Genomic DNA, 22,739 nt, shown 5'->3' on the forward strand with positions numbered 1-22,739 from the left:
ATGTAAACATTTTTACTATGCGCTTTTTTAATTTGTAATACTCAACTCCTATTCTGCTATAGAACCCAACTTAATTCAACCGATACTTCACATCTTGAGTTTCTAACTCATTTAAAAGTTCTTGACAAACCTTTACCTTTTGTTTACGGCTAATCATAGAAAGCTTTATTTTTTCCTTCATATCATAAACTAAAAAATTAAGCGCTTGGCTTCCCGGATGCTCGTTAATGAGTTCTTTTAAAGCTATAATTTTCTGTTCGGTTAAATCTTTCACGTCTAATTGGATAGAAAGCTTTTTAGCATAGTTTTCCATAACATCGTGCAGTAATTGAAAACTATTAAACTGCAAACGCGGATCACTTTTCTTTCCTGTATCTTTATTCGTCCAACCTTCGCGAACAAAAGTTTTAACAAACACAAAACTATTAATCATTAAAAAATGTCTGAATTTTAAATATTCTTCTCCAAACATTCGAAACTCAAAACTATCTGTATAATCTTCAATGGTAAACATAGCCCAACCTTTACCCTGTTTACTCACACGGTGTTGCACATCGGTTACTACGCCACCAAAGACAATTTCCCGATTTACATAAGGTTCCAAATTAGCAAACATACCAACGGTTCCGTTGCAAAACGTTTTCATTTCTGTTTTAAAATCGTCTAACGGATGTCCTGAAATATAAACCCCAACCACTTCGCGCTCTTTGCTTAATTTTTCCATGGTTCCCCACTCTTCACAAGGCGGCACTTCGGGTTCTGGAATTTGCACATCACTAGCTTCACCAAACAAACTCACTTGAGCCGAGTTTTCATTTTCCTTATGCTTGTGTGCATATTTAATGGCTTTTTCTAAAAAGGTAATGCCATCGCCATCATCATGAAAATATTGCGCACGATGCGTATCTGCCAAACTATCAAAACCACCAGATAAGGCTAAATTTTCAAAGGCTTTTTTATTGGCTGCACGTAAATCTATACGTTTAGCAAAATCGAAAATAGATTTATAAGGCCCATCTTTTTCTCTATTTTCAACAATGGTCATTACGGCACCATGCCCCACACCTTTTATTGCTCCCATTCCAAAACGAACAGCATAATCTTTATTTACTGAAAACTTATAAAACGATTCGTTGATATCTGGCCCGAGAACATCAAGTTTCATACGTTTACATTCTTCCATAAAGAAGGTCACCTGTTTAATATCGTTCATGTTATTCGATAAAACAGCTGCCATATATTCGGCAGGATAATGCGCTTTTAAATATGCCGTTTGGTAAGCAATCCATGCGTAACAAGTAGAGTGCGATTTATTAAAGGCATAACTAGCAAAGGCCTCCCAATCCTTCCAAACTTTCTCTAAAATTTTAGCATCGTGTCCGTTGGCACTAGCCTGGTCAATAAACTTAGGTTTCATTTTATCGAGAACCGCAATTTGTTTTTTACCCATGGCTTTACGCAAAACATCGGCTTCACCTTTGGTAAAACCAGCCAAACTTTGCGACAGGAGCATTACTTGCTCTTGGTAAACGGTAATACCATAAGTTTCCTTAAGGTATTCTTCCATGGCCGGTAAATCGTACTCTATTTCTTCATCCCCGTGTTTTCTGCGTACGAAACTTGGAATATATTCCATAGGCCCTGGACGATACAAGGCATTCATGGCAATTAAATCTTCAAAAACAGTAGGCTTTAAATCGCGTAAGTGCTTTTGCATACCAGGCGATTCATACTGAAACACCCCAACTGTTTCGCCGCGTTGAAATAAAGCATAGGTTTCTTCATCGTCGAGCGGAAAAGTTTCAGGATCCAGTAAAATATCATGCCTTGCTTTTACAATTTTAACGGTATCTTTAATAAGGGTTAATGTTTTTAACCCTAAGAAATCCATTTTTAGTAGTCCCGCATCTTCCACCACCGAGTTATCAAACTGGGTAACGTATAAATCGGAGTCTTTTGCTAATGAAACAGGAACGAATTTGGTAATATCATCGGGTGTAATAATAACACCACAAGCATGAATTCCTGTATTTCTTACCGAACCTTCTAAGGTTCGAGCAAGATTTAATGTTTCGGCTTGTAAATCACTTCCATCGGCAATGTTTAAAAGCTCGTTTACCTTTTCTAATTCTTCTGCTCTAAACTTACCTGCTAATTCCTTTTCCGAAAGTCCAAAAATCTTTCCGAGTTTAGACATATTTGGAATTAACTTGGCTATTCTATCGGCATCGAACAATGGTAAATCGAGCACACGAGCCGTATCACGAATAGACGACTTTGCCGCCATGGTACCATAGGTAATAATTTGTGCTACTTGATTGGCTCCATATTTTTCAATCACGTAATCCATAACACGACTTCGACCTTCATCATCAAAATCAATATCGATATCGGGCATACTTACACGATCGGGATTTAGGAAACGCTCAAAAAGTAAATCGTATTTAAGCGGGTCTATATTGGTAATCCACAAACAATATGCGGCAACCGAACCCGCTGCCGATCCACGACCAGGCCCAACAGACACATCCATTTTTCGGGCTTCGCGAATAAAATCTTCAACAATAAGAAAATACCCCGGATACCCTGTTTTTTCAATTACGCCTAACTCAAAATCGAGACGCTCAACAACCACTTCCGATAGTTCTTCGCCATAACGTTTTTTAGCGCCTTCATATACTAAATGGCGTAAAAATGCATTTTCACCACGTTTTCCACCATCGATTAAATCCTCTTCATGTCTAAATTCTTCCGGAATATCAAAGGCTGGTAACAATACATCACGCGCCAATTGATAAGCTTCCACTTTATCGACCACTTCCTGTACATTAGAAATAGCTTCGGGAATATCCTTAAAAAGCGCTTTCATTTCATCGGGAGACTTAAAATAGTATTCCTGATTTGGCATACCATAACGATAACCTCGTCCACGACCAATTGGAGTTGCCTGTTTTTCACCATCTTTTACACACAATAAAATATCGTGCGCATTGGCATCTTCTTTCTTTCTATAATAGGTGTTGTTGGTTGCAATTAATTTAACATCGTGCTTTTGTGCTAACGAAATTAATGTTGGATTTACACGATTTTCGTCTTCTTGATTGTGGCGCATAAGTTCCACATACAAATCGTCTCCAAATTGTTCTTTCCACCAAAGCAAAGCTTCCTCGGCTTGATTTTCACCAATATTTAGAATTTTACTCGGTACTTCCCCGTATAAATTCCCGGTTAAAACAATTAAATCTTCTTTATATTTTTCAATTAATTTTTTATCAATTCTCGGTATATAATAAAACCCATTTACAAAGGCATGCGATGATAATTTTGCTAAATTATGATAGCCATTTTTATTTTTTGCAATGATTACAATTTGATAACCATTATCTTTTCTAGACTTATCTAAATGATTTTCACACACAAAAAACTCGCAACCAATAATAGGTTTCATTTCTTTTGCTGTTACTGTTGCTCCAGTAACTTCGGCTTCTTTTATTTTATTTTTTACACCACTATTATGTTTATTTATAGCGTTTACAAAGTGAAAAGCTCCCATCATATTAGCATGATCGGTAAGAGCTACGGCACCCATATTATATTCCGCTGCAGCGGAAACAATATCGGCAACCCCCATAGTAGATTGCAATACCGAAAACTGGGAATGATTATGCAAATGAGCAAAATCGACATCGGCTAAGTCGGAAACATTTTGCTTGATATCTTCGGCAGATATACCGACATCTTCACTTTTCCTGATACGCTCAAGAATTTTTGCACTTTCGCGTTTTAAATTAATGTGTTTTAACCCAATAAGCTCAATGGTTCCTGGGTTAGCCTCATTAAAATTCTTAAAATATTCTGGGGCAACGTCTAATTGTTCTTTGGTATATTCCCCCAAACGCACCAACTCAAAAAAGCAACGTGTAGTAGCTTCAACATCAGCAGTCGCGTTGTGCGCTTCGGAGAAGCCTACTTGAAATAAATGCTCGTGTAATTCTGATAAAGTTGGCAGTTTAAACTTACCATAGCGTCCACCAGGAATTTGGCATAAACTGGCGGTATGCTCGGTACAAGTATCTAAAACCGGAAGTTCTTGTAAAGGGTTTTCAACAGCACCACGCACAAACTCGGCGCCCATAATATTTAAATCGAACTTTACATTTTGTCCGACAACAAATTTAGTTTTCCCTAAGGCTGCATTAAATTTTTCTAAAACTTCAGCTAATGGAATCCCTTGTTCCTCTGCCAATTCGGTAGAAATACCGTGAATTTTTTCGGCATCATAAGGAATATTAAATCCTTCAGGTTTTACCAAATAATCTTGATGCTCAATACAGTTCCCCATCTCATCGTGCAACTGCCATGCAATTTGAATACACCTTGGCCAATTGTCCGTATCGGTTATGGGCGCATCCCAACGCTTTGGTAATCCAGTAGTTTCAGTATCGAAAATTAAGTACATGCTGTATTTTAGTCTTTGAGGTTAAGCTAATTAACTTTTAAAATTCTCTTTATTTTTAAAAAGAAAATTTCAGTAGAAAAAGTTTATAAAAATACAGAGAATTTTTTCTTTTTTTAGCCGAAAGTAATATGAGTTTTCAACAATGTAAATAAAAAAGCAAGTGTGTTTTATTAAACTTCGTTTTAATTATTATATTTTTGAATACTACAACATTTACAACCTATGAAATTTAAAATAATAATTCCCACACTTATATTGTCTTTTTTTAATATTTACGCCCAAAACATTCCTCTATACGTTGGCACTTTTACCACTGAAGACAGTGAAGGTATTTACCAATATCAATTTAACACAAACACAGGAGAATTAACCAATAAAAAGTTATCTGTAAAAACAACAAGCCCTTCTTTTATCACGTATTCTTCAAACAAATCATATGTTTATGCAGTAAATAGAACTACGGACAACACAAAACCAGATTATGTAACGGCATTTAAAATAGAAGCTGATGGTTCGCTCTTCGCAATAAACAAAGTGAACAGCCAAGGAAAAGGATCTTGCCATATTTCGGTAAACCAAGCAGGGACTAAAGCTGTTGTTTCTAGTTATAATAGCGGTACAGTTTCTCTTTACGACATAAATAAAGATGGAAGTTTAAACGAGGCATCGCAAGTTTTTGATCATAATTCGGACACCGAAAAATCTCATGCGCATTCTGCTAAATTTAGTAAAAATAATTTATTTGTTTCAGATTTGGGACGAAACGGACTTTATCAATACCAACTAGATGGCGATACTTATAAATTAAAATCGACCGCTGTCGTTGAAATGAAAGGCAATCCTGGGCCTCGCCATTTTTCAATTAGTAAAAACAATAAATTTATTTATATAATAAGTGAGTATGGCAACTCCATAACTTCGGTTAAACATACCAAAAAAGGCTTTAAACAAATTGATTTCGATTCTACTTTAGATGAAAACTTTACTGGAAAAAGTTTCTGTGCCGATATTCATTTATCCAAAGACGAACGTTTTATTTACGGTTCCAATCGTGGCGAAAATTCTATTGCTGTTTTTAAAAGAAACAGAAGAAAAGGAACGATAGATAAAATTCAGAATATAAGCGTTCATGGCGATTGGCCAAGAAATTTCACCTTAGATCCAACAGGAAAATTTGTATTAGTAGCCAATAGACGAAGTAATAACATCGCTGTTTTTAGTAGAGACACAACCTCTGGAAAACTCGTGTTTTTAAAAGATTATGCCGTACCAACACCGGTTTGTCTATTATTTTAACAAACCTCTATCTTTTTAAATAATTTCAAAAAAATAATAAGCTGATAATTAAATTTTTATAGTATCTTTGCGCCCTCATTAATAACCGAGGTCGAGAACCTCAAATAATTAATTATTATGGCAGTAAAAATTAGATTACAAAGACACGGTAAAAAAGGAAAACCTTTTTACTGGATCGTTGCAGCCGATGCAAGATCAAAAAGAGATGGTAAATACTTAGAAAAATTAGGTATCTACAATCCAAACACAAACCCAGCAACTGTTGAATTAAACGTTGATGGTGCTGTAACATGGTTACAAAACGGTGCACAACCAACCGATACGGCTAAAACTTTATTGTCTTACAAAGGAGCTTTACTAAAAAATCACCTTGCAGGTGGTGTTAGAAAAGGCGCTTTAACTGAAGAGCAAGCAGAAGCAAAATTCAATGCTTGGTTAGAAGAAAAAACAGGAAAAGTTCAAGCTAAAGCAGATGGTTTATCTGAAGCTCAAGCAAAAGCTAAAGCTGAGGCATTAGCTGCAGAAAAAGCAGTTAACGAAGCAAGAATTGCTGCAGCAACTCCTGTTGTTGAAGAAGAAGCTGCTCCAGAAGTTGAAGCAGAAGCATCAAACGAAGAAGAATAAAAAACACAAATTTTTTATACTTTTAAACTCCGATAGCAATATCGGAGTTTTTTATGCAAAATATTTTTTGCATATTCCCTTGAAGCAGGGAATTTTTAAACTAAAACGATTATATTGTATAGAATTCCGCCTTCGCGGAAATAAAAAAACATAGCATTCAATGAAAAAAGAAGATTGTTTTTACTTAGGTAAAATTGTAAAAAAGTATAGTTTTAAAGGTGAAGTTTTAGCTAAATTAGATACCGACGAGCCGGATATTTACGAAAATTTAGATGCTATATTTTTAGAACTTCGAAATAATTTGGTGCCTTTTTTTATTGAAAGTTCGCAGTTACATAAATCGGAATTACTTCGAATTAAATTTGAAGATGTTGATGAAGAAGCCGATGCCGATGCTATTATGAAAAGCGGACTCTACCTCCCGTTAGATTTGTTACCAAAATTAGAAGGCAATAAATTCTATTTTCATGAAGTTATGGGCTTTACTGTGGAAGATGTTAACTTTGGAACGGTTGGTATTATTAAGGCTATTAACGATTCTACAGCACAATCTATTTTTGAAATCGATAGAGATGGTATTGAAATTTTAATACCCATGAACGATGAGTTTATCACTAAAGTAGATCGTGAAAACAAAACTATTATAGTAGAAACCCCAGAAGGATTAATCGATTTATATTTGGAATAAACCTATTTTAAAACCCTCATTACTTTCCAGAATGTCTTTTCTCTAATTTGAAATTTATACCTCTATTTTGAAACCATTTAAATTCAAACAATTTAGCGTTAATCAAGATCAATGTGCCATGAAAATTGGTACCGATGGCGTTTTACTTGGCGCATGGGCAAGCTTAGAACAAAATCCTTTTGCTATTTTAGATATTGGCGCTGGAACGGGTATTTTAGGCTTAATGTTAGCACAACGCAGCCACGCCAAAGTTATTGATGCTATTGAAATTGACGACAATGCTTACGAGCAGTGTGTGGATAATTTTGAACAATCGCCCTGGGCAGATCGTCTATTTTGTTACCATGCCACATTAGAAGAATTTGCGGAAGAAATAGATGATGAATACGATTTAATAATTTGTAATCCACCTTTTTATGCCGAAGATTATAAAACTGAAAATGAATCGCGCGATTTAGCGCGTTTTCAAGATGCGATGCCTTTTGAACATTTACTGCAAAGTGTTTCAGTTTTATTAGCTCCCGAAGGGACTTTCAATGTTATTATTCCTTTTAATGAAGAAGAAAAATTTATCGCATTAGCGAGCCACTTCCAATTGTTTCCTAATAAAATATGTCATGTAAAAGGGAATCCTGAAACCGACATAAAACGAAGTCTGTTAACGCTCTCCTTCAGCGAAAGCGACACCATAACCGAAACTCTTATTATTGAAACGGAAAGACATATTTACACCAAAGATTACAAAAACCTAACCAAAGATTTCTACCTAAAAATGTAATCTTTCTACTGATTATTCTTTAAAAACATATTATATAACTCGTTTTTTTTTGATAAAACAGAACTAATTATACGTCAAACTAAAAAATCTAAAAAACGCTATTTTCCACAAACGTACCTGTTAATCATCCCTTTAGATATCACAAGATTTATTCCTTTTTAATAAATGCCAAAATATGTATTTATTAAACCATTAGTTCGTCATTTTTTTATTTACTAACATTTGACAGTTTTTTTAAACTATTTCCTTTTTATCTTTACATAGAAAAGAATCCTTTACAAGGTTTAAAAGCTCAAAACAGTATTATGGAAGAATCAAGAAAAGACATCATTCAATTTATTAATCTTCAATTAGCCTCACTAGGGCAGCCTATTTACAGAGATCAGGAAGATAGTTTAGAAAAGTTTTGCGATCCAAAATTTGAAGAATTAACAAGTGGTTTAATAAAAAGTATTCGCGAAAAATCGAGACTTTTGGCTAACCATCACTCTCCTGTAGACACGAGAATTCAAAATTTTTTAAACGACTATTTAAAAGATGTTTCTATTGATAAACCGTACATATTACCAAACGACACCTTAATTTTATCGAAAAAAGGACATGCTCGAGAGGTGAGTTTACCGCCAAACGGCAATTCATTTAAAAGCGACAATGTCACCTCGCATAGAATAAAACAGGGGATTTTAAATAATCCTTTACATGATAAAAGAACAACAAAAGGCACCTTTCATATTGTTGAAGGTGATTTACCCGTTCCTTTAGATAAAAAAGAAGTACCAAAAATTGCTTTTGCTCACTTCTTACATGCTGCTTTTAATCCTTCCGACGAATTAAAAACATTACCCTTTACTTCCAATCAAAAAGACCAAGCCAAAACAATTGTTTCTATGTTACTTCGCCCCATGGTTTGCCCAGAAGTACCCAACGTGATTTCGAAAAAATCTTTAGAAGTTCGTTTCTTTGCGCCAGGAAGTTTAGTAAGTAATTTAGATTTTGTTGAATCTATTTTCGGAAATGCAGGAAACCCTAATTTAGCTCAAAATGATGCTGGACTAGACACCGAGCACTGGACAGGACATACGGGCTGTGTTATTTTGGCTCCTCAATTAAGAACGTTAAAAAAGAAAGATGTCGGATTACCACATTTTGATGATGCTACAGATCGTCAGAAAAGTGAAGGCATGTGCTGGAAAAACGAAGACGAACTCTATAACGATGGTAGTGCTTTTAAAATTACTTGCAGAGACGATAGAGGTGTTGTTGTAACTATTATAGCAGATAATTACTACGGTTATTCTAAAAAAGAAATTAAAACTCAAATAAGCTATTCTGCTAATCTGTTTGGCTTAGTAGAAGAAGAACACTCGGGCGGTGCAATTGCATACCCTAGAGGTGTTATGGGCGCTATTGTAGACGGCGTTGCCTTCTCGGGAAAACATGGTAATAAGTTTACATTTGAAGATGTTAAACATTTATTAGGAGACCGTATTGAGGTACAACCCGAAAACTACGCTATCGATAAAAAATACCCAGATATTATTTATATTCCGGAATCGGCATACATCAATACAAATACCAATAGTATCACTTGGACATATAATGGCGAACCGCAAAAACTCAAGTTATCTCCAAAAAAGAAATATGTACACCCTACTGGGAATAAATTCACTTTAGAAAAACACCCCGCTATTCCGCTATGGCGTATTGTTAATACTATGGCCGAAGGCATCTTTTGCCACAAACCCTGCACGGTTTCTGGAGGAGGAAAGTCTGAAATTTCAAAATCCATGCTAAATGCCATTACTTATAGCACGTTTAACATTATAGATATTGATGAAGATTTTAAGAAAGCCGACGAAATTATAGAATACGATTATTCAAAACGTTGGAAAGATTACGATCCTACTTTACCGCCTTCGAGAAGTTTTTTAAGTAAAGGACGAACCTTGGGATCTGCGGTAAAATTATTAACACCATCAGATAAATGTACCGATGAATATAACAAGTTTGTAGAGAATATCCCCGTACATATTCGTTCTTTAGTCTTGTTTGTTAAGCGATTGTATCGCCAAGATTTCGAAAATTTAAGTTGGAAGGATTGCATGTCTGTTGAATTTATCAACGGAAAAAAAGGCACGGGATTACTGTACAACAACACCCCTGTAGTTGGTAGTTATGTTCGCATTGGTTTCAATCAAAACAGTAATTGGCTTTTAAACAAATTACGTTCCGATTTTTCAGCAAGTATAAAAATTCAAACCGAAGATGATATTTCTGCGTCCATCACCATTCCTCGTGAACGCTTTAAGCATCTAAGTCCAAAGTTTCAAAATAAAAGTTTGAAGGTTGTAGCAAATTGCGAGTCGTATCTATTTCAAAGACCCGACGAAGCCATTGTTCGTGGTTATGATAAAAATGCGGAAAGAGATATTGTATCACCCAACACGTATTTAACCAATTACGAATTACTAAATAAAAAAGATGCTATTGAAATTTATGAGGATACCATTAATTTTGACAAGTACACCCAGCCTGTAAAAGACTTAATTACAAGTGTAATTAATAGTCCGAAAGAAGAAGAGTATTTTGCTTTACCATCGCATACAAGAATTGTAAATGGCGAGCCCACAAAAAACCCACGTTACCTAGAACGTAATGTAAATATAGAAGAGACAAAAGAGAGTTATTTAGGTGAAATAGGTATTCGTTTATTTAGAAAAATTCCTTCGGAAGACCCTGTAATTCAAGTTGTAAATGCCGTTTTACCAGGACGAAGAAACAACCCCGCAGACAGAGAGGCAGGCATACGCCCATTAGCGGTTTATAACCCGATACACTACCAAGAAACCCCAGAATTATTCATGGATTTTATTTGTAGCTTAACAGGTAAATCGCCATCAACAACGGGTGCAGGCTCAGAAGGTGCTTTAACCAAAGGCCCTTTCAATATGTTAACCCCAACAACCGATTTAAACAACGCCTTATTATCGCATATTTTAACAGAATCTGATGCATTTAGTACCGCTGCTGGATATGTTGGTGGCGACAATAAAGTAGATCACGATATTAGTTTATTAATTCCAGAAATCTGGGCACGTTTAACACCTGAAGATAGAGATCCAAAACAATTAATAAAACATGGTGCTTTAGAAAAACTTGAGGATTTTGAATACGAAGGAAAAACCGTTTTGGCTAGCCGATTAGGGTATAGAATAACCAAAACATTTTCTTTAAGATGTTTAAATCGTTTATTCGATGAACCAACCGCTGTTTTTAATGAAAAAATGTTAAAACCAGAATTACAAGGACTAGAAGATTATGTAGACGGTATTAATAATATTGTTGAAGCCCAAGAAAAAGTTGCTTTAAGATATTTTGAAGATGGCAGTATAACATCGGCTATTCCACCTTTAAAAATATTGTTACATATTATGGCTTATGGCCACTATGAAGGTAAAAACATTAGCCACCCTGAATTGCGCCAATATTTTAATAGAGACTATGTGCTAAATAGCGATTGGTACAAAGAACGCTTACTTTTAAAACAAGAGAAAGACCTTGGTTTTTATGCGGCGCAAATAGAATATTTAGAAGATTTTATAAAAAATCCTAACAATGATATTCTTGTACACGAAATGAATATTGAAGATCGCTTGCATGCGGCTAAAGAACACTATAGCCATGTAAAATCTGAAACCTATTTAAAAGAACTTGAAGGCACCATTGGTGCAGATCCTTTGTATAGAAAATAATTTTTTGTTTTTATTTATATACTAATTTTTAAATCATTAAAAAGCGTTTCAAATTGAAACGCTTTTTTGTTTACTTTTACTTTATGTTTTCAGCAAAAAAAAGATTAGATAACGCCTATAAAAATGCTAAAGTCCTAGATTTTGACGACGATAGCAAGTTTATACTTTTTAGTGATTGCCACCGCGGAGATAACAGCTTTGCAGACGATTTTGCGAATAACAGAAACATCTATTTCCACGCCTTAAAATATTATTACGACAATAATTTTCAGTATTGTGAAATTGGAGATGGCGACGAACTTTGGGAAAACCTATCTTTTGATTCCATTTTAAATGCGCATAAAAATGTATATATGCTTATGAAAGCATTTCATGAGGAACGTAGATTACACATGATTTGGGGAAATCACGATATGGTTTATAGAAATCCCGATTATGTTGAAAAACATTTATCGACTTATTTTGACCCCAAAACAGGTAAAGACGAAGAGTTATTTAAAGATATAACATACCACGAAGGCATTATTTTAAAACACTGCGCTACAAAACAAGAAGTATTTTTAACCCACGGACATCAAGCCGATTGGTGGAATTACGATTTTTGGAAATGGAGCCGATTTTTAGTCCGTATCCTTTGGAAACCATTAAACGTAATGGGTATTGCCGACCCAACCACACCTGCTAAAAACTATACTGAACTTATAAAAGTAGAACGACGTACAAAAACTTGGATTGCTGAAAACAACAATTTAATAACCGTTGTTGGACATACCCATAGACCCCGATTCCCAAAACCTGGAGATATTGCTTTTTTTAACGACGGAAGTTGCGTACACCCAAGAAGCATAACCGGTATTGAAATTGAACATGGAGAAATTTCACTTATAAAATGGAGCATCTCAACCAAAGACGATGGTACTTTACAAATTGTAAAAGACGTTTTAGAAGGACCAATTGCGTTACAACATTATAAAACAGAATAACATCAAAAACATATTTGATAACAGATTATTCTAAAGCTAATTTAAAAGCAGCCTGCGCATGAATTGTGGTTGTATCAAAAACAGGAACCTCAACATCGCTTTGTTCTATAAGTAAAGGAATTTCGGTACATCCTAAAATAATACCTTCTGCCCCATCTGCTATTAATTTGTTTATAATTTTAAGATAAATAACTTTAGACGCTGCTGTTAATAGGCCTTTAGACAATTCACTATAAATAATTCGGTGGATTTCATTTCTATCTTCAAATTCAGGAATAATAGTTTCAATACCAAAACCTTTTAAAACATCGGTATAAAATGTTTTTTCCATGGTATATTTTGTTCCTAAAAGAGCTACTTTTTTTAAGCCTTTGGCAAGAATTTCTTTCGAAGTCGCTTCAGCAATATGAATTACCGGAATATTTACACCCTTTTTAACGGCTTCAATGGTTAAATGCATGGTATTGGCACAAATTAGAATACAAGATGCACCAGCCTGTTCTAAACTTACTGCGGCCTGCTTCATGATATCATCTAATACATCCCAACGATTTTCTTTTTGAAGTTGAACAATTTGTCCAAAATCAACAGAATTAATAATCAGTTTTGCTGAATGCGGTTCGCCATAAGTAGATTGCGCTAAATGATTCAATATTCTATAATATAGCACTGTAGATTCTGGGGTAATCCCTCCTATTAAGCCAATGGTTTTCATAACATGTTTTATTTTAATTAAAAGTATTACAAATACATCTGCCTACAAAACAAAAAAGCCAGAACGTGAGTTCTGACTTTTAATATATTTATAAAGTTTAAAACTGAATTACTTCAATTTTTTCTTAACCTCTACTTCATGGAATGCTTCTATCACATCACCTTCCTTAATATCGTTGTAGTTTTTAATTTGCATACCACAATCGTAACCTTTTGTTACTTCTTTAGCATCATCTTTAAATCGTTTTAACGACGTTAATTCACCTGTGTAAACAACCACACCATCACGTATTAAACGAATACCTGCATTACGCGTTATTTTACCATTAGTTACCATACAACCTGCAATAGTACCAATTTTAGAAACTTTAAAGATTTCTCTAATTTCTGCTGTACCTAAAATTTCCTCTTTCAATTCTGGAGATAACATACCTTCCATAGCATCTTTAAGATCATTTATGGCATCATAGATAATTGAGTATGTACGGATATCGATTTCTTCTTTATCAGCAATAGATCTTGCATTTCCAACTGGACGTACGTTAAAACCAACAATAATAGCATCGGAAGCCGAAGCTAACAATACATCACTTTCGGTAATAGCACCAACGCCTTTATGAAGAATATTAACTTGAATTTCTTCAGTTGAAAGTTTTTGGAACGAATCTGTTAAAGCTTCCACAGAACCATCCACATCCCCTTTAAGGATAATGTTTAATTCTTGGAAATCACCAAGTGCAATACGACGACCAATTTCGTCTAACGTAATATGACGTTGTGTTCTAACCGATTGTTCACGCTGTAATTGAGCACGTTTAGAAGCAATTTGTTTGGCTTCACGTTCATCTTCAAATACATTAAATTTATCACCTGCTTGTGGCGCACCATCTAAACCTAATATAGAAACTGGTGTTGACGGCCCAGCCGCTGTAACATTATTTCCACGTTCATCCTGCATGGCTTTAACTTTACCACTATTTCTACCTGCTAAAACATAATCGCCAACGCGAAGAGTTCCGGCTTGTACTAAAATAGTTGATACATAACCACGACCTTTATCTAAAAAGGCTTCGACTACAGTACCTACAGCTGGTTTATCTGGATTTGCTTTAAGTTCTAACAACTCTGCTTCAAGCAATACTTTTTCTAATAATTCTTTAACACCTGTACCTACTTTTGCAGAGATATCATGCGATTGAATTTTACCACCCCAATCTTCAACTAAAAGATTCATTTGAGCTAAACCTTCTTTAATTCTTTCTGGGTTAGCATCGGGTTTATCTATTTTATTAATAGCAAAAACAATAGGAACTCCCGCCGCTTGCGCATGCGAAATAGCCTCCTTTGTTTGTGGCATAATAGCATCATCTGCAGCGGCTACAATAATAGCAATATCGGTAACTTGAGCACCACGTGCACGCATGGCGGTAAAGGCCTCGTGACCTGGTGTATCTAAGAAGGCTATTTTTTGTCCATTCTCCAATTCTACGCCGTAAGCTCCAATATGTTGTGTAATTCCACCAGATTCTCCTGCGATAACATTTTCTTTACGAATATAATCTAGAAGCGATGTTTTACCGTGATCAACGTGACCCATTACCGTTACTATTGGCGCACGTAATTTTAAATCTTCTGGTTTATCCTCTACTTCTTCAATAGATTCTTCAATATCTGCAGTTACAAATTCTACTTGGTAACCAAACTCATCTGCAACAATAGATAAGGTTTCAGCATCCAAACGTTGATTCATAGTAACCATCATTCCTAAGGACATACATGCCGAAATAATTTGAGTTACCCCAACATCCATCATAGTTGCCATTTCGCTTGCCGTAACAAACTCGGTAACTTTAAGAATTTTACTTTCTGCAGCTTCTATTTGTTGATCAATTTCAGTCTGCTCTCTATGCTTATCTCTTTTATCTCTTCTATTTTTAGCCCCTCTACCTTTGTTAGATTTCCCTTGAAGTTTTTCAAGTGTTTCGCGCACTTGTTTTTTAACATCTTCTTCACTAGGTTCTTCTTTTACAATGTTTCGGCGTCCTTGTCCTGGTTTGCCTCTAAAGCGATCGTTTCCACCTGTTCTTGGTGTACCTGGTCTAGCAGTACTTGGTCTATTATCTCCAGGACCTCCTGCTTTACTAATACGACGACGTTTTTTCTTATTTGCCGCTGCACCTGCTGCAGGTTTCTTTTCTACTGGTTTTTTCTTAGGTTTATTAAATTGAGATAAATCAATTTTTTCTCCTGCAATTTTAGGCCCAGAAAGTTTTTGATATTGCGTTTTTACACGCTCTTCAGGGATAACAACTTCGCCATCAACAATAATGCTTTCTTGCTTCGTTATTTTTTCAGTAGGTACTTGTTTTTCTTCCGCTTTTACAGGGGTTTCTTTTGCTTTTTCTACTGGTTTTTCCTGAACTTTAGGTTTCTTATCTTCAACTTTAGCAGGCTCCTTTTTAACCTCTTCAACAGGTTTTACTACTTCAGGAACTACTTCTTTTTCAACAACCTCCTCTTTTACAACTTCATTAGGAACTTCCTTAACCACAGGAGCCTTTTCAACCTTAGGTTCAACCACTACTGGTGGTTTATCCTCTACTACAGGTTTTGGGTCTGCTTTTTTAGGTTCTAAATCAATTTTACCAACTTTTTTAGGACCAGTAAGGGGCTTAGTTGCTTTTATAATTTCCTCTCTTTTGGCAGCTGCTTTTTGCTTTTCTTCAAGCTCACGCTCGCGTTGCTCACGCAACACTTCTTTTTCTTTAAGCTTTGCCTCACTAACTTCTAGGGATGCTACTTTTTTGTTCGCATCCGTTTGAAATTCACCAGAAAGAATTTTATAAGTTTCCTCTGAAATTTTCGTAGTCGGGCGCTTCTCTATTTCGACACCTTTAGAATCCAAAAATTCTACGGCACGATCTAGAGAGATATTAAGCTCGCGTAATACTTTATTTAATCTAATTGTTTCAGCCATAATTGCCTTTAAAATACTCAAATATATATATTATACCAATTCTATCATAAAATTAAGAAACATCTAACGATAATTACTTATAATTTTTATGAAATTGATATTATTCTTCGAATTCTTCTCTTAAAATCCTAAGAACATCGTTAATGGTTTCCTCCTCTAAGTCTGTTCTTTTCACTAAATCTTTCACTTCTTGCTCTAAAATACTCTTAGCAGTGTCTAATCCAGCTTTACTAAATTCTTCAATAATCCATGATTCGATTTCGTCAGAGAATTCACGTAATTCTACATCTTCCTCTGCGCCTTCTCTAAATACATCGATTTCAAAACCGGTAAGTTGCCCTGCTAAACGGATGTTATGACCGCCTCTACCAATAGCTTTACTTACTTCTTCTGGTTTTAATATCACCTCAGCACGTTTTGTTTCTTCGTTTAATTTAACCGAAGTTACACGAGCTGGGCTTAATGCTCTAGTAACAAACAATGGTAAGTTACTAGTATAATTTATTACATCGATATTTTCGTTTCCTAATTCACGAACAATACCGTGAATACGAGACCCTTTCATACCAACACAAGCACCAACGGGGTCTATTCTATCATCATAAGAATCTACAGCCACTTTTGCCTTTTCGCCTGGGATTCTTACGACTTTTTTAATGGTAATTAATCCATCAAAAACTTCTGGAATTTCTTGTTCGAATAATTTCTCCAAAAATACAGGGGAACTTCTCGACATGATAATCGTTGGTTTTGCACCTTTAAGCTCTACACTATCAATAACACCACGCACATTATCTCCTTTTCTAAAAAAGTCCGATGGAATTTGTTTGTCTTTTGGAAGCACGATTTCGTTTCCTTCATCGTCCAACAAAATAACGGCTCTATGACGGATATGGTGTACTTCTGCGGTATAAATTTCACCAACTAAATCTTTAAAATGTTTAAAGATGATTGTATTATCATGTTCATGAATTTTAGAAATCAAATTTTGACGTAATGCTAAAATAGCACGACGACCTAAATCGATAAGTTTCACTTCTTCCGATACATCTTCACCTACTTCAAAATCGGGTTCTATTTTACGTGCTTCAGTTATTGAGATTTCCTGATTAGGATCTTCCACTTCACCATCGGCAACAACAACTCTATTTCTCCAAATTTCTAAATCCCCTTTATCTGGATTTACAATAATATCAAAATTATCATCATCTCCAAATTTTCGTTTTAAGGCACTTCTAAAAACGTCTTCTAAAATGGCCATTAACGTAACTCTGTCAATAAGCTTATCGTCTTTGAATTCTGAAAAAGATTCAATTAACGCAATATTTTCCATAATTGGTTTTGATTTAAAATTTTATCACAACTTTTGCTTCGATAATATCTTCGTAAGCTATATTTGCTTGCTTTTTTACCGTAACTTTTCCTTTACCTAATGGTTTAGGCTCTCTCGTTTTCCATTCTAGGAAAATATCATTTTCGGTAGCGTTTGTTAAAACCCCTTCTATATCTTCGGTTTTTGTACGCACACTAAGCGTTCTACTTATATTTTTAACATATTGGCGTTGATGAACAAGAGGTGCGGTTGCTCCTGCCGACATCACTTCTATAGAATAATCGTGTTCTTCTCTATCTAAATTATTCTCAATTGTTCTACTTATATATATACAATCGTCAACCAAAACACCATTATCACCATCGATAACAATATTAATATGACTGTCCCCATTAATAGATAAACTAATAAGAAATAAATCTTGTCGCTCTATTAACGCTTCTTCGAGTAAATTTTTTACGGTAGTTTTAAACATTTTCTAGTATAAAAAGAGGGGACTTTCCGTCCCCTCATTTCCTTAATTCGCCTTTCAACGGTGCAAATATATAAAATATTATTGATTTTTAAAGTAATTTTCCATAAATTTAGATACCAGATTCCCTTTACAACAACTAAATAAACTCAATAAACAACCAACTATCCTATGAAAAAAATTCTTGTACCCACAGACTTTTCCGAACAAGCAGAAAACGCTTTAAAAGTTGCTGCCCAACTAGCACGTACTCATAACTGCGAAATTCATTTATTACACGTTATTGAACTTCCCTTGAATGAAGTTGACGCTTTAACATCGCATAGCGAATTTCCGGAAGCTATTTTTTTTATGAAATTAGCTCATAAAAAATTCAACAAACTAAAAAATGAAGATTACCTTGAAGGTATAAATATTTACGAAAGTGTTGGGTTTCAAGAAATTTTTAAAGGTGTATTTCACGCTAGCAAAAAACATGATATCGATTTAATTATTATGGGCTCTAATGGTGCAAGCGGACTTAAAGAAATGATTATTGGAAGTAATACTGAAAAAATTGTTAGAACATCCGAAACGCCTGTTTTAGTTATTAAAAATGAACACCAATCTTTTAAGGTTACCAACTTTGTTTTTGCATCGGATTTTAAAAAAGAAAACAAACCAAGCTACCAAAAAGCACTTCATTTTGCTAAAATTTTTAACGCCAACATGCATTTATTAATAGTTAACACGCCTAATAATTTTAAAACTTCAGGCGAATCTTTGTTAGCGATGCAAACTTTTGCTGATGATTTTGACTACCCTCATCAATCGATTAACATTTACAACGATATAAATATTGAAACTGGCATTATGAATTTTTCCGAATCCATTTCAGCAGAACTAATTGGCATGAGCACGCATGGCCGACAAGGTATTTCGCATTTTTTTAACGGTAGTATTAGTGAAGATCTCGTAAACCACGCCAAACGACCAGTGATTACTTTTAAAATTTAGACATGAAAAAACCCTAACTATTTTCATAATTAGGGTTGCTTTCAGAGTTGGCCCACTAGGGCTCGAACCTAGACTCTTTGGTACCAAAAACCAACGTGTTGCCAGTTACACCATGGGCCATTCTTTATTCGAGACGGCAAATTTAGAACTTTTTTTCCTTTGTGCAAACTTTTTTAATTTTTTTTTGAAATATTTTTTTTCATTACTTAACGTTTCCTTAAAAACAATCGGGATTAAGTATTTATTATTAAATTCGCCGAAGCAATTAATGTATAGATTTTTATGACAAATTTTAACTTTAAAAAATGGAATACCATTTTAGGTTGGTTCTCTTTTTTAATAGCTCTTATTACTTATAGCCTAACTGTTGAGCCTACAGTGAGTTTCTGGGATGCAGGGGAATATATTTTAACCTCTTCAAAACTGCAAGTTGGTCACCCACCTGGAGCACCATTATTTCAAATGCTCGGTGCCTTCTTCTCCATTTTTACCTTTGGAAATAATGCCTTAATAGGTTGGATGATGAATATGATGAGTGCCGTTTCTAGTGCTTTCACTATTCTTTTTATGTTTTGGACCATTACTATTTTATTAAAAAAATTAGTTGCTAATAATACTGAGATAAACAAAAACCAAGCATTTGCTATTTTAGGTAGTGGTTTAGTTGGAAGTTTAGCATTTTCTTTTACCGACTCGTTTTGGTTTAATGCTGTTGAAACTGAAGTGTATGCCATGGCCACATTAATTATGTCGGCGTTATTTTGGCTAGCACTGCGTTGGGAACAAGATATGGATACCCCAAGAGGAAACCGCTGGCTTGTTTTAATTGCGTTTGTTATCGGACTTTCTTTTGGAGTTCACTTTATGGGATTATTAACCATCCCAGCCATAGGGTTAATTTACTTTTTTAAGAATTACAAAACCGTTACAGTAAAAAACTTCATAATTGCTAACATCGTATCGGTCGGAATTCTATTATTCGTTTTTAAACTTTTAGCCCCTAATATTCTTAAAATATTTAGTGCCTTCGAAATATTTTTCGTCAACACTATTGGCTTACCCTTTAATTCAGGATCTATTATTGCAGGTTTATTACTTGTAGCGCTTATTTCTTATGGTTTAAAATACACGAGAAAGAAACATTTTGTGCATTTAAACACCGCTATTCTATGTTTAACCTTTGTTATTATCGGGTTTTCAACTTGGTTAATGCTACCTATTCGCGCTAATGCTAATGTGGTTATTAATGAAAATAATCCGTCGAGTGCTAGAGAATTATTAGCCTACTACAACTTAGAGCAATACCCTGAAACACACTTGTTTTACGGACCTCAATTTACCGATCAATATGCTTATTTAGATGAAAACAATCCGTATGTAGACGACAAACCTAAATATGAAAAAGACGAAGCTCTTGGCAAATATGTTATTGTAAACGATTGGAAAAAAGCAAAACAAAACTACAACTCTAAACACGCCTCTATTTTACCAAGAATGTGGAGCCCCGAGCATGCCGAAAACTATATGATGTTTTCCGGGTTTTTAGACTTTAAAGTAAAACCAGATGCTCAAAACACTTATTACAGAAGCGCCATTAACGCTGGAGCAACCGAGGAACAAGCAAAAACGTATGCTTTAAATCAAATCACAAAATACAAGGCTCAAATTAACGATTTTAGAAAGCAAGTTGCACAAGGCAAGGTTGATTATGCCGATTATAACAACTTTTTAAAAACAGAAAAAAGTCTAATTGATGTTGAAAAACCCTCGCTTATAAGCAACATTATTTACATGTTCGAATACCAATTAGGCTACATGTACTGGCGTTATTTTATGTGGAATTTCTCTGGAAGACAAGACGATATTCAAGGACGCTATGACAACCATGGTAACTGGATTACCGGCATAAAATTTATTGACGAATGGCATTTAGGCTACTCGCAAGATAATTTACCAAGCGATGTTATAAACAACAAAGCTAGAAATGCCTATTACATGCTTCCTCTTATTTTAGGTATAATTGGCTTATTTTTTCTTTATAACAAAGACAAAAAATTATTTTGGGTCATGCTTGTATTTTTCTTATTCACAGGAATTGCCATACAAGTTTACACCAATGTTCGCCCATTTGAACCTCGCGAACGCGATTACTCGGTGGTAGGTTCATACTATGTATTTGCCTTATGGATTGGTTTTGGCGTATATGCCTTGTTTGATTTTTTCAAAAAATATTTACCAAAACAACTTACTGCACCCATAGTTACAATAGCTTGTTTAATTTTAGTGCCTTGTATTATGGGAGCAAGCAATTGGGACGACCATGACCGTTCTCAAAAATACACTGCCAATGCTATGGCGAAAATGTATTTAGATTCTTGTGCAGAAAATGGTATTTTATTTACCATTGGAGATAACGATACCTTCGCCCTTTGGTACGCTCAAGAAATTGAAGGTTACAGAACCGATGTTCGTATAGTAAACACCAGTTTATTCCAAACCGACTGGTACATCGATCAAATGAAACGTAAAGCTTATGAGAGTGACCCAGTGCCCTCTCAACTAACACACGACTTATATCAATACGGCACCAACGATTATATTGTGATAGAGCCTGTTACTAAAGATACTATAGAAGTTAAGCAGTTTTTAGACTTTATTGCCAGCAACAATCCTAAAACCAAATATAAATATGTTTTAGAACAACAAGGTGTAGATATCTCTCAAGTTAGAAGTCAAGATTTAAAAGCAAGTTATTTACCTACAGAAACGTTGCGTTTACCTGTAAATAAGCAAAACGCATTAAACTCAGGAATTGTTAAACCAGAAGATGCGGATAAAATTGTTCCATACATCGATTTAACCATTAAAGGTGGGGCACTTTACAAAAACCGTTTGCTTATGCTAGATATTGTGGCTAACAACGAATGGAAACGTCCTATTTATTTCACCGGAGGAAGTTTTGGTGATGATGATTATATTTGGATGAAAGACTACCTGCAACTTGATGGGATGTGCTATAAATTAGTTCCTATTAAAACACATGTAGATCGATCTAACCCGTTTGATATGGGTCGTGTAGATAGCGATTTAATGTATGAAAAAGTAAAAAAATGGGATTGGGGAAATAGCGGAAGCCCAGATATTTATCACGACGTAGAAACTCGAAAAAACTCAATTACCTACCGTGGTAATTTAGCACGATTAGTAGAACAATTAATTAATGAAGATAAACTGGATAAAGCTGAAGAAATAGCCGACATAGCCATGGATAACATGCCTGTTGAATATTTTGGATATTACACCCTTTTAGAACCTTATATTAATGCTTACTATGAAATTGGAAATAAAGAAAAAGCACGACAATTATTTAAAGACGTTGCCAAAAAATATCAAGAAAACTTAGAATATTACAGCGGTTTAAAAACAAGTAATCAAGAGCGTTTGTTTGAAGATATTTATACCGATATACAACGCTATAAAGCTTTAGTTGATATTTTAATTAAATACGATGTCGATTTTGCTAAAACTGAAGGTAATATTTTTAACGACCATTTAAAATTATTTAAATACTTTTATGGTGAAGATTCTAGCGATGAATACGAACCAAAAACAGACAACGATATTCCGCCGGCAGTAAGCACAGATACTATTGAACCGATAGACTAAG

13 protein-coding genes and 1 tRNA gene are annotated in these 22,739 nt (G+C 34.8%); 8 read left to right on the forward strand and 6 right to left on the reverse strand.

Translation table 11 applies throughout. The annotated features are described in order from the left end of the window. Window positions 1-70: 70 nt before the first annotated feature. On the reverse strand, window positions 71-4,459 hold the full coding sequence (gene dnaE / locus FQU21_RS13115; RefSeq protein ID WP_147678460.1) for a DNA polymerase III subunit alpha: 4,389 nt from the start codon (window positions 4,457-4,459) through the stop codon (window positions 71-73). A gap of 222 nt (window positions 4,460-4,681) precedes the next feature. Here dnaE and FQU21_RS13120 point away from each other — a divergent pair, with 222 nt between their 5' ends. The 6 genes from FQU21_RS13120 (at window position 4,682) to FQU21_RS13145 (ending at window position 12,580) form a co-directional block, all read left to right on the forward strand. Further along, entirely contained in the window at window positions 4,682-5,755 is a 1,074-nt protein-coding gene (locus FQU21_RS13120; RefSeq protein WP_147678461.1) for a lactonase family protein, read from the forward strand. 117 nt (window positions 5,756-5,872) lie between these two features. Beyond that, window positions 5,873-6,379 (forward strand): 30S ribosomal protein S16, encoded by a 507-nt coding sequence (locus FQU21_RS13125; RefSeq protein ID WP_147678462.1) that lies wholly within the window; start codon window positions 5,873-5,875, stop codon window positions 6,377-6,379. A 160-nt stretch (window positions 6,380-6,539) separates the two neighbouring features. Then, the gene (rimM, locus tag FQU21_RS13130) at window positions 6,540-7,067 is read left to right on the forward strand and encodes a ribosome maturation factor RimM (RefSeq protein ID WP_147678463.1); all 528 of its coding nucleotides are present in this window, start codon (window positions 6,540-6,542) and stop codon (window positions 7,065-7,067) included. A 64-nt stretch (window positions 7,068-7,131) separates the two neighbouring features. Next, window positions 7,132-7,845 (forward strand): tRNA1(Val) (adenine(37)-N6)-methyltransferase, encoded by a 714-nt coding sequence (locus FQU21_RS13135; protein WP_246124837.1) that lies wholly within the window; start codon window positions 7,132-7,134, stop codon window positions 7,843-7,845. 305 nt (window positions 7,846-8,150) lie between these two features. Further along, a complete protein-coding gene (locus FQU21_RS13140) occupies window positions 8,151-11,597 on the forward strand; it encodes a PPi-type phosphoenolpyruvate carboxykinase family protein (RefSeq protein ID WP_147678464.1) in 3,447 nt (1,148 codons plus the stop codon). Window positions 11,598-11,680: 83 nt separating this feature from the next. After that, window positions 11,681-12,580 carry a metallophosphoesterase family protein gene (locus FQU21_RS13145; protein ID WP_147678465.1) on the forward strand — a complete coding sequence of 300 codons (900 nt, stop codon included), beginning with the start codon at window positions 11,681-11,683 and terminating at the stop codon, window positions 12,578-12,580. 25 nt (window positions 12,581-12,605) lie between these two features. Here the strand turns inward: FQU21_RS13145 and FQU21_RS13150 are convergent, their stop codons facing one another. The 4 genes from FQU21_RS13150 to rimP all read right to left on the reverse strand — a co-directional run bounded on the left by FQU21_RS13150 (window position 12,606) and on the right by rimP (window position 18,079). Next, complete coding sequence (locus tag FQU21_RS13150; RefSeq protein ID WP_147678466.1) at window positions 12,606-13,295, reverse strand: aspartate/glutamate racemase family protein; 690 nt, start codon at window positions 13,293-13,295, stop codon at window positions 12,606-12,608. Between the two features lie 108 nt (window positions 13,296-13,403). Beyond that, on the reverse strand, window positions 13,404-16,271 hold the full coding sequence (infB, locus tag FQU21_RS13155; RefSeq protein ID WP_147678467.1) for a translation initiation factor IF-2: 2,868 nt from the start codon (window positions 16,269-16,271) through the stop codon (window positions 13,404-13,406). Window positions 16,272-16,371: 100 nt separating this feature from the next. Then, on the reverse strand, window positions 16,372-17,604 hold the full coding sequence (nusA, locus tag FQU21_RS13160; RefSeq protein ID WP_147678468.1) for a transcription termination factor NusA: 1,233 nt from the start codon (window positions 17,602-17,604) through the stop codon (window positions 16,372-16,374). Between the two features lie 13 nt (window positions 17,605-17,617). Next, entirely contained in the window at window positions 17,618-18,079 is a 462-nt protein-coding gene (gene rimP, locus FQU21_RS13165; protein WP_147678469.1) for a ribosome assembly cofactor RimP, read from the reverse strand. 168 nt (window positions 18,080-18,247) lie between these two features. Between rimP and FQU21_RS13170 the strand changes: the two genes are divergently transcribed. Continuing rightward, a complete protein-coding gene (locus tag FQU21_RS13170) occupies window positions 18,248-19,072 on the forward strand; it encodes a universal stress protein (protein ID WP_147678470.1) in 825 nt (274 codons plus the stop codon). A gap of 47 nt (window positions 19,073-19,119) precedes the next feature. On the opposite strand, the gene FQU21_RS13175 is transcribed toward FQU21_RS13170, so the two are convergent. Next, a tRNA-Gln gene (locus tag FQU21_RS13175) sits at window positions 19,120-19,192 on the reverse strand. Window positions 19,193-19,354: 162 nt separating this feature from the next. On the opposite strand from FQU21_RS13175, the gene FQU21_RS13180 reads away from it, so the two are divergent. Next, entirely contained in the window at window positions 19,355-22,738 is a 3,384-nt protein-coding gene (locus FQU21_RS13180) for a glycosyltransferase family 117 protein (RefSeq protein WP_147678471.1), read from the forward strand. Window position 22,739 lies beyond the last annotated feature (1 nt).

The organism is Algibacter pacificus (assembly GCF_008033385.1).
Taxonomy (GTDB): domain Bacteria; phylum Bacteroidota; class Bacteroidia; order Flavobacteriales; family Flavobacteriaceae; genus Algibacter; species Algibacter pacificus.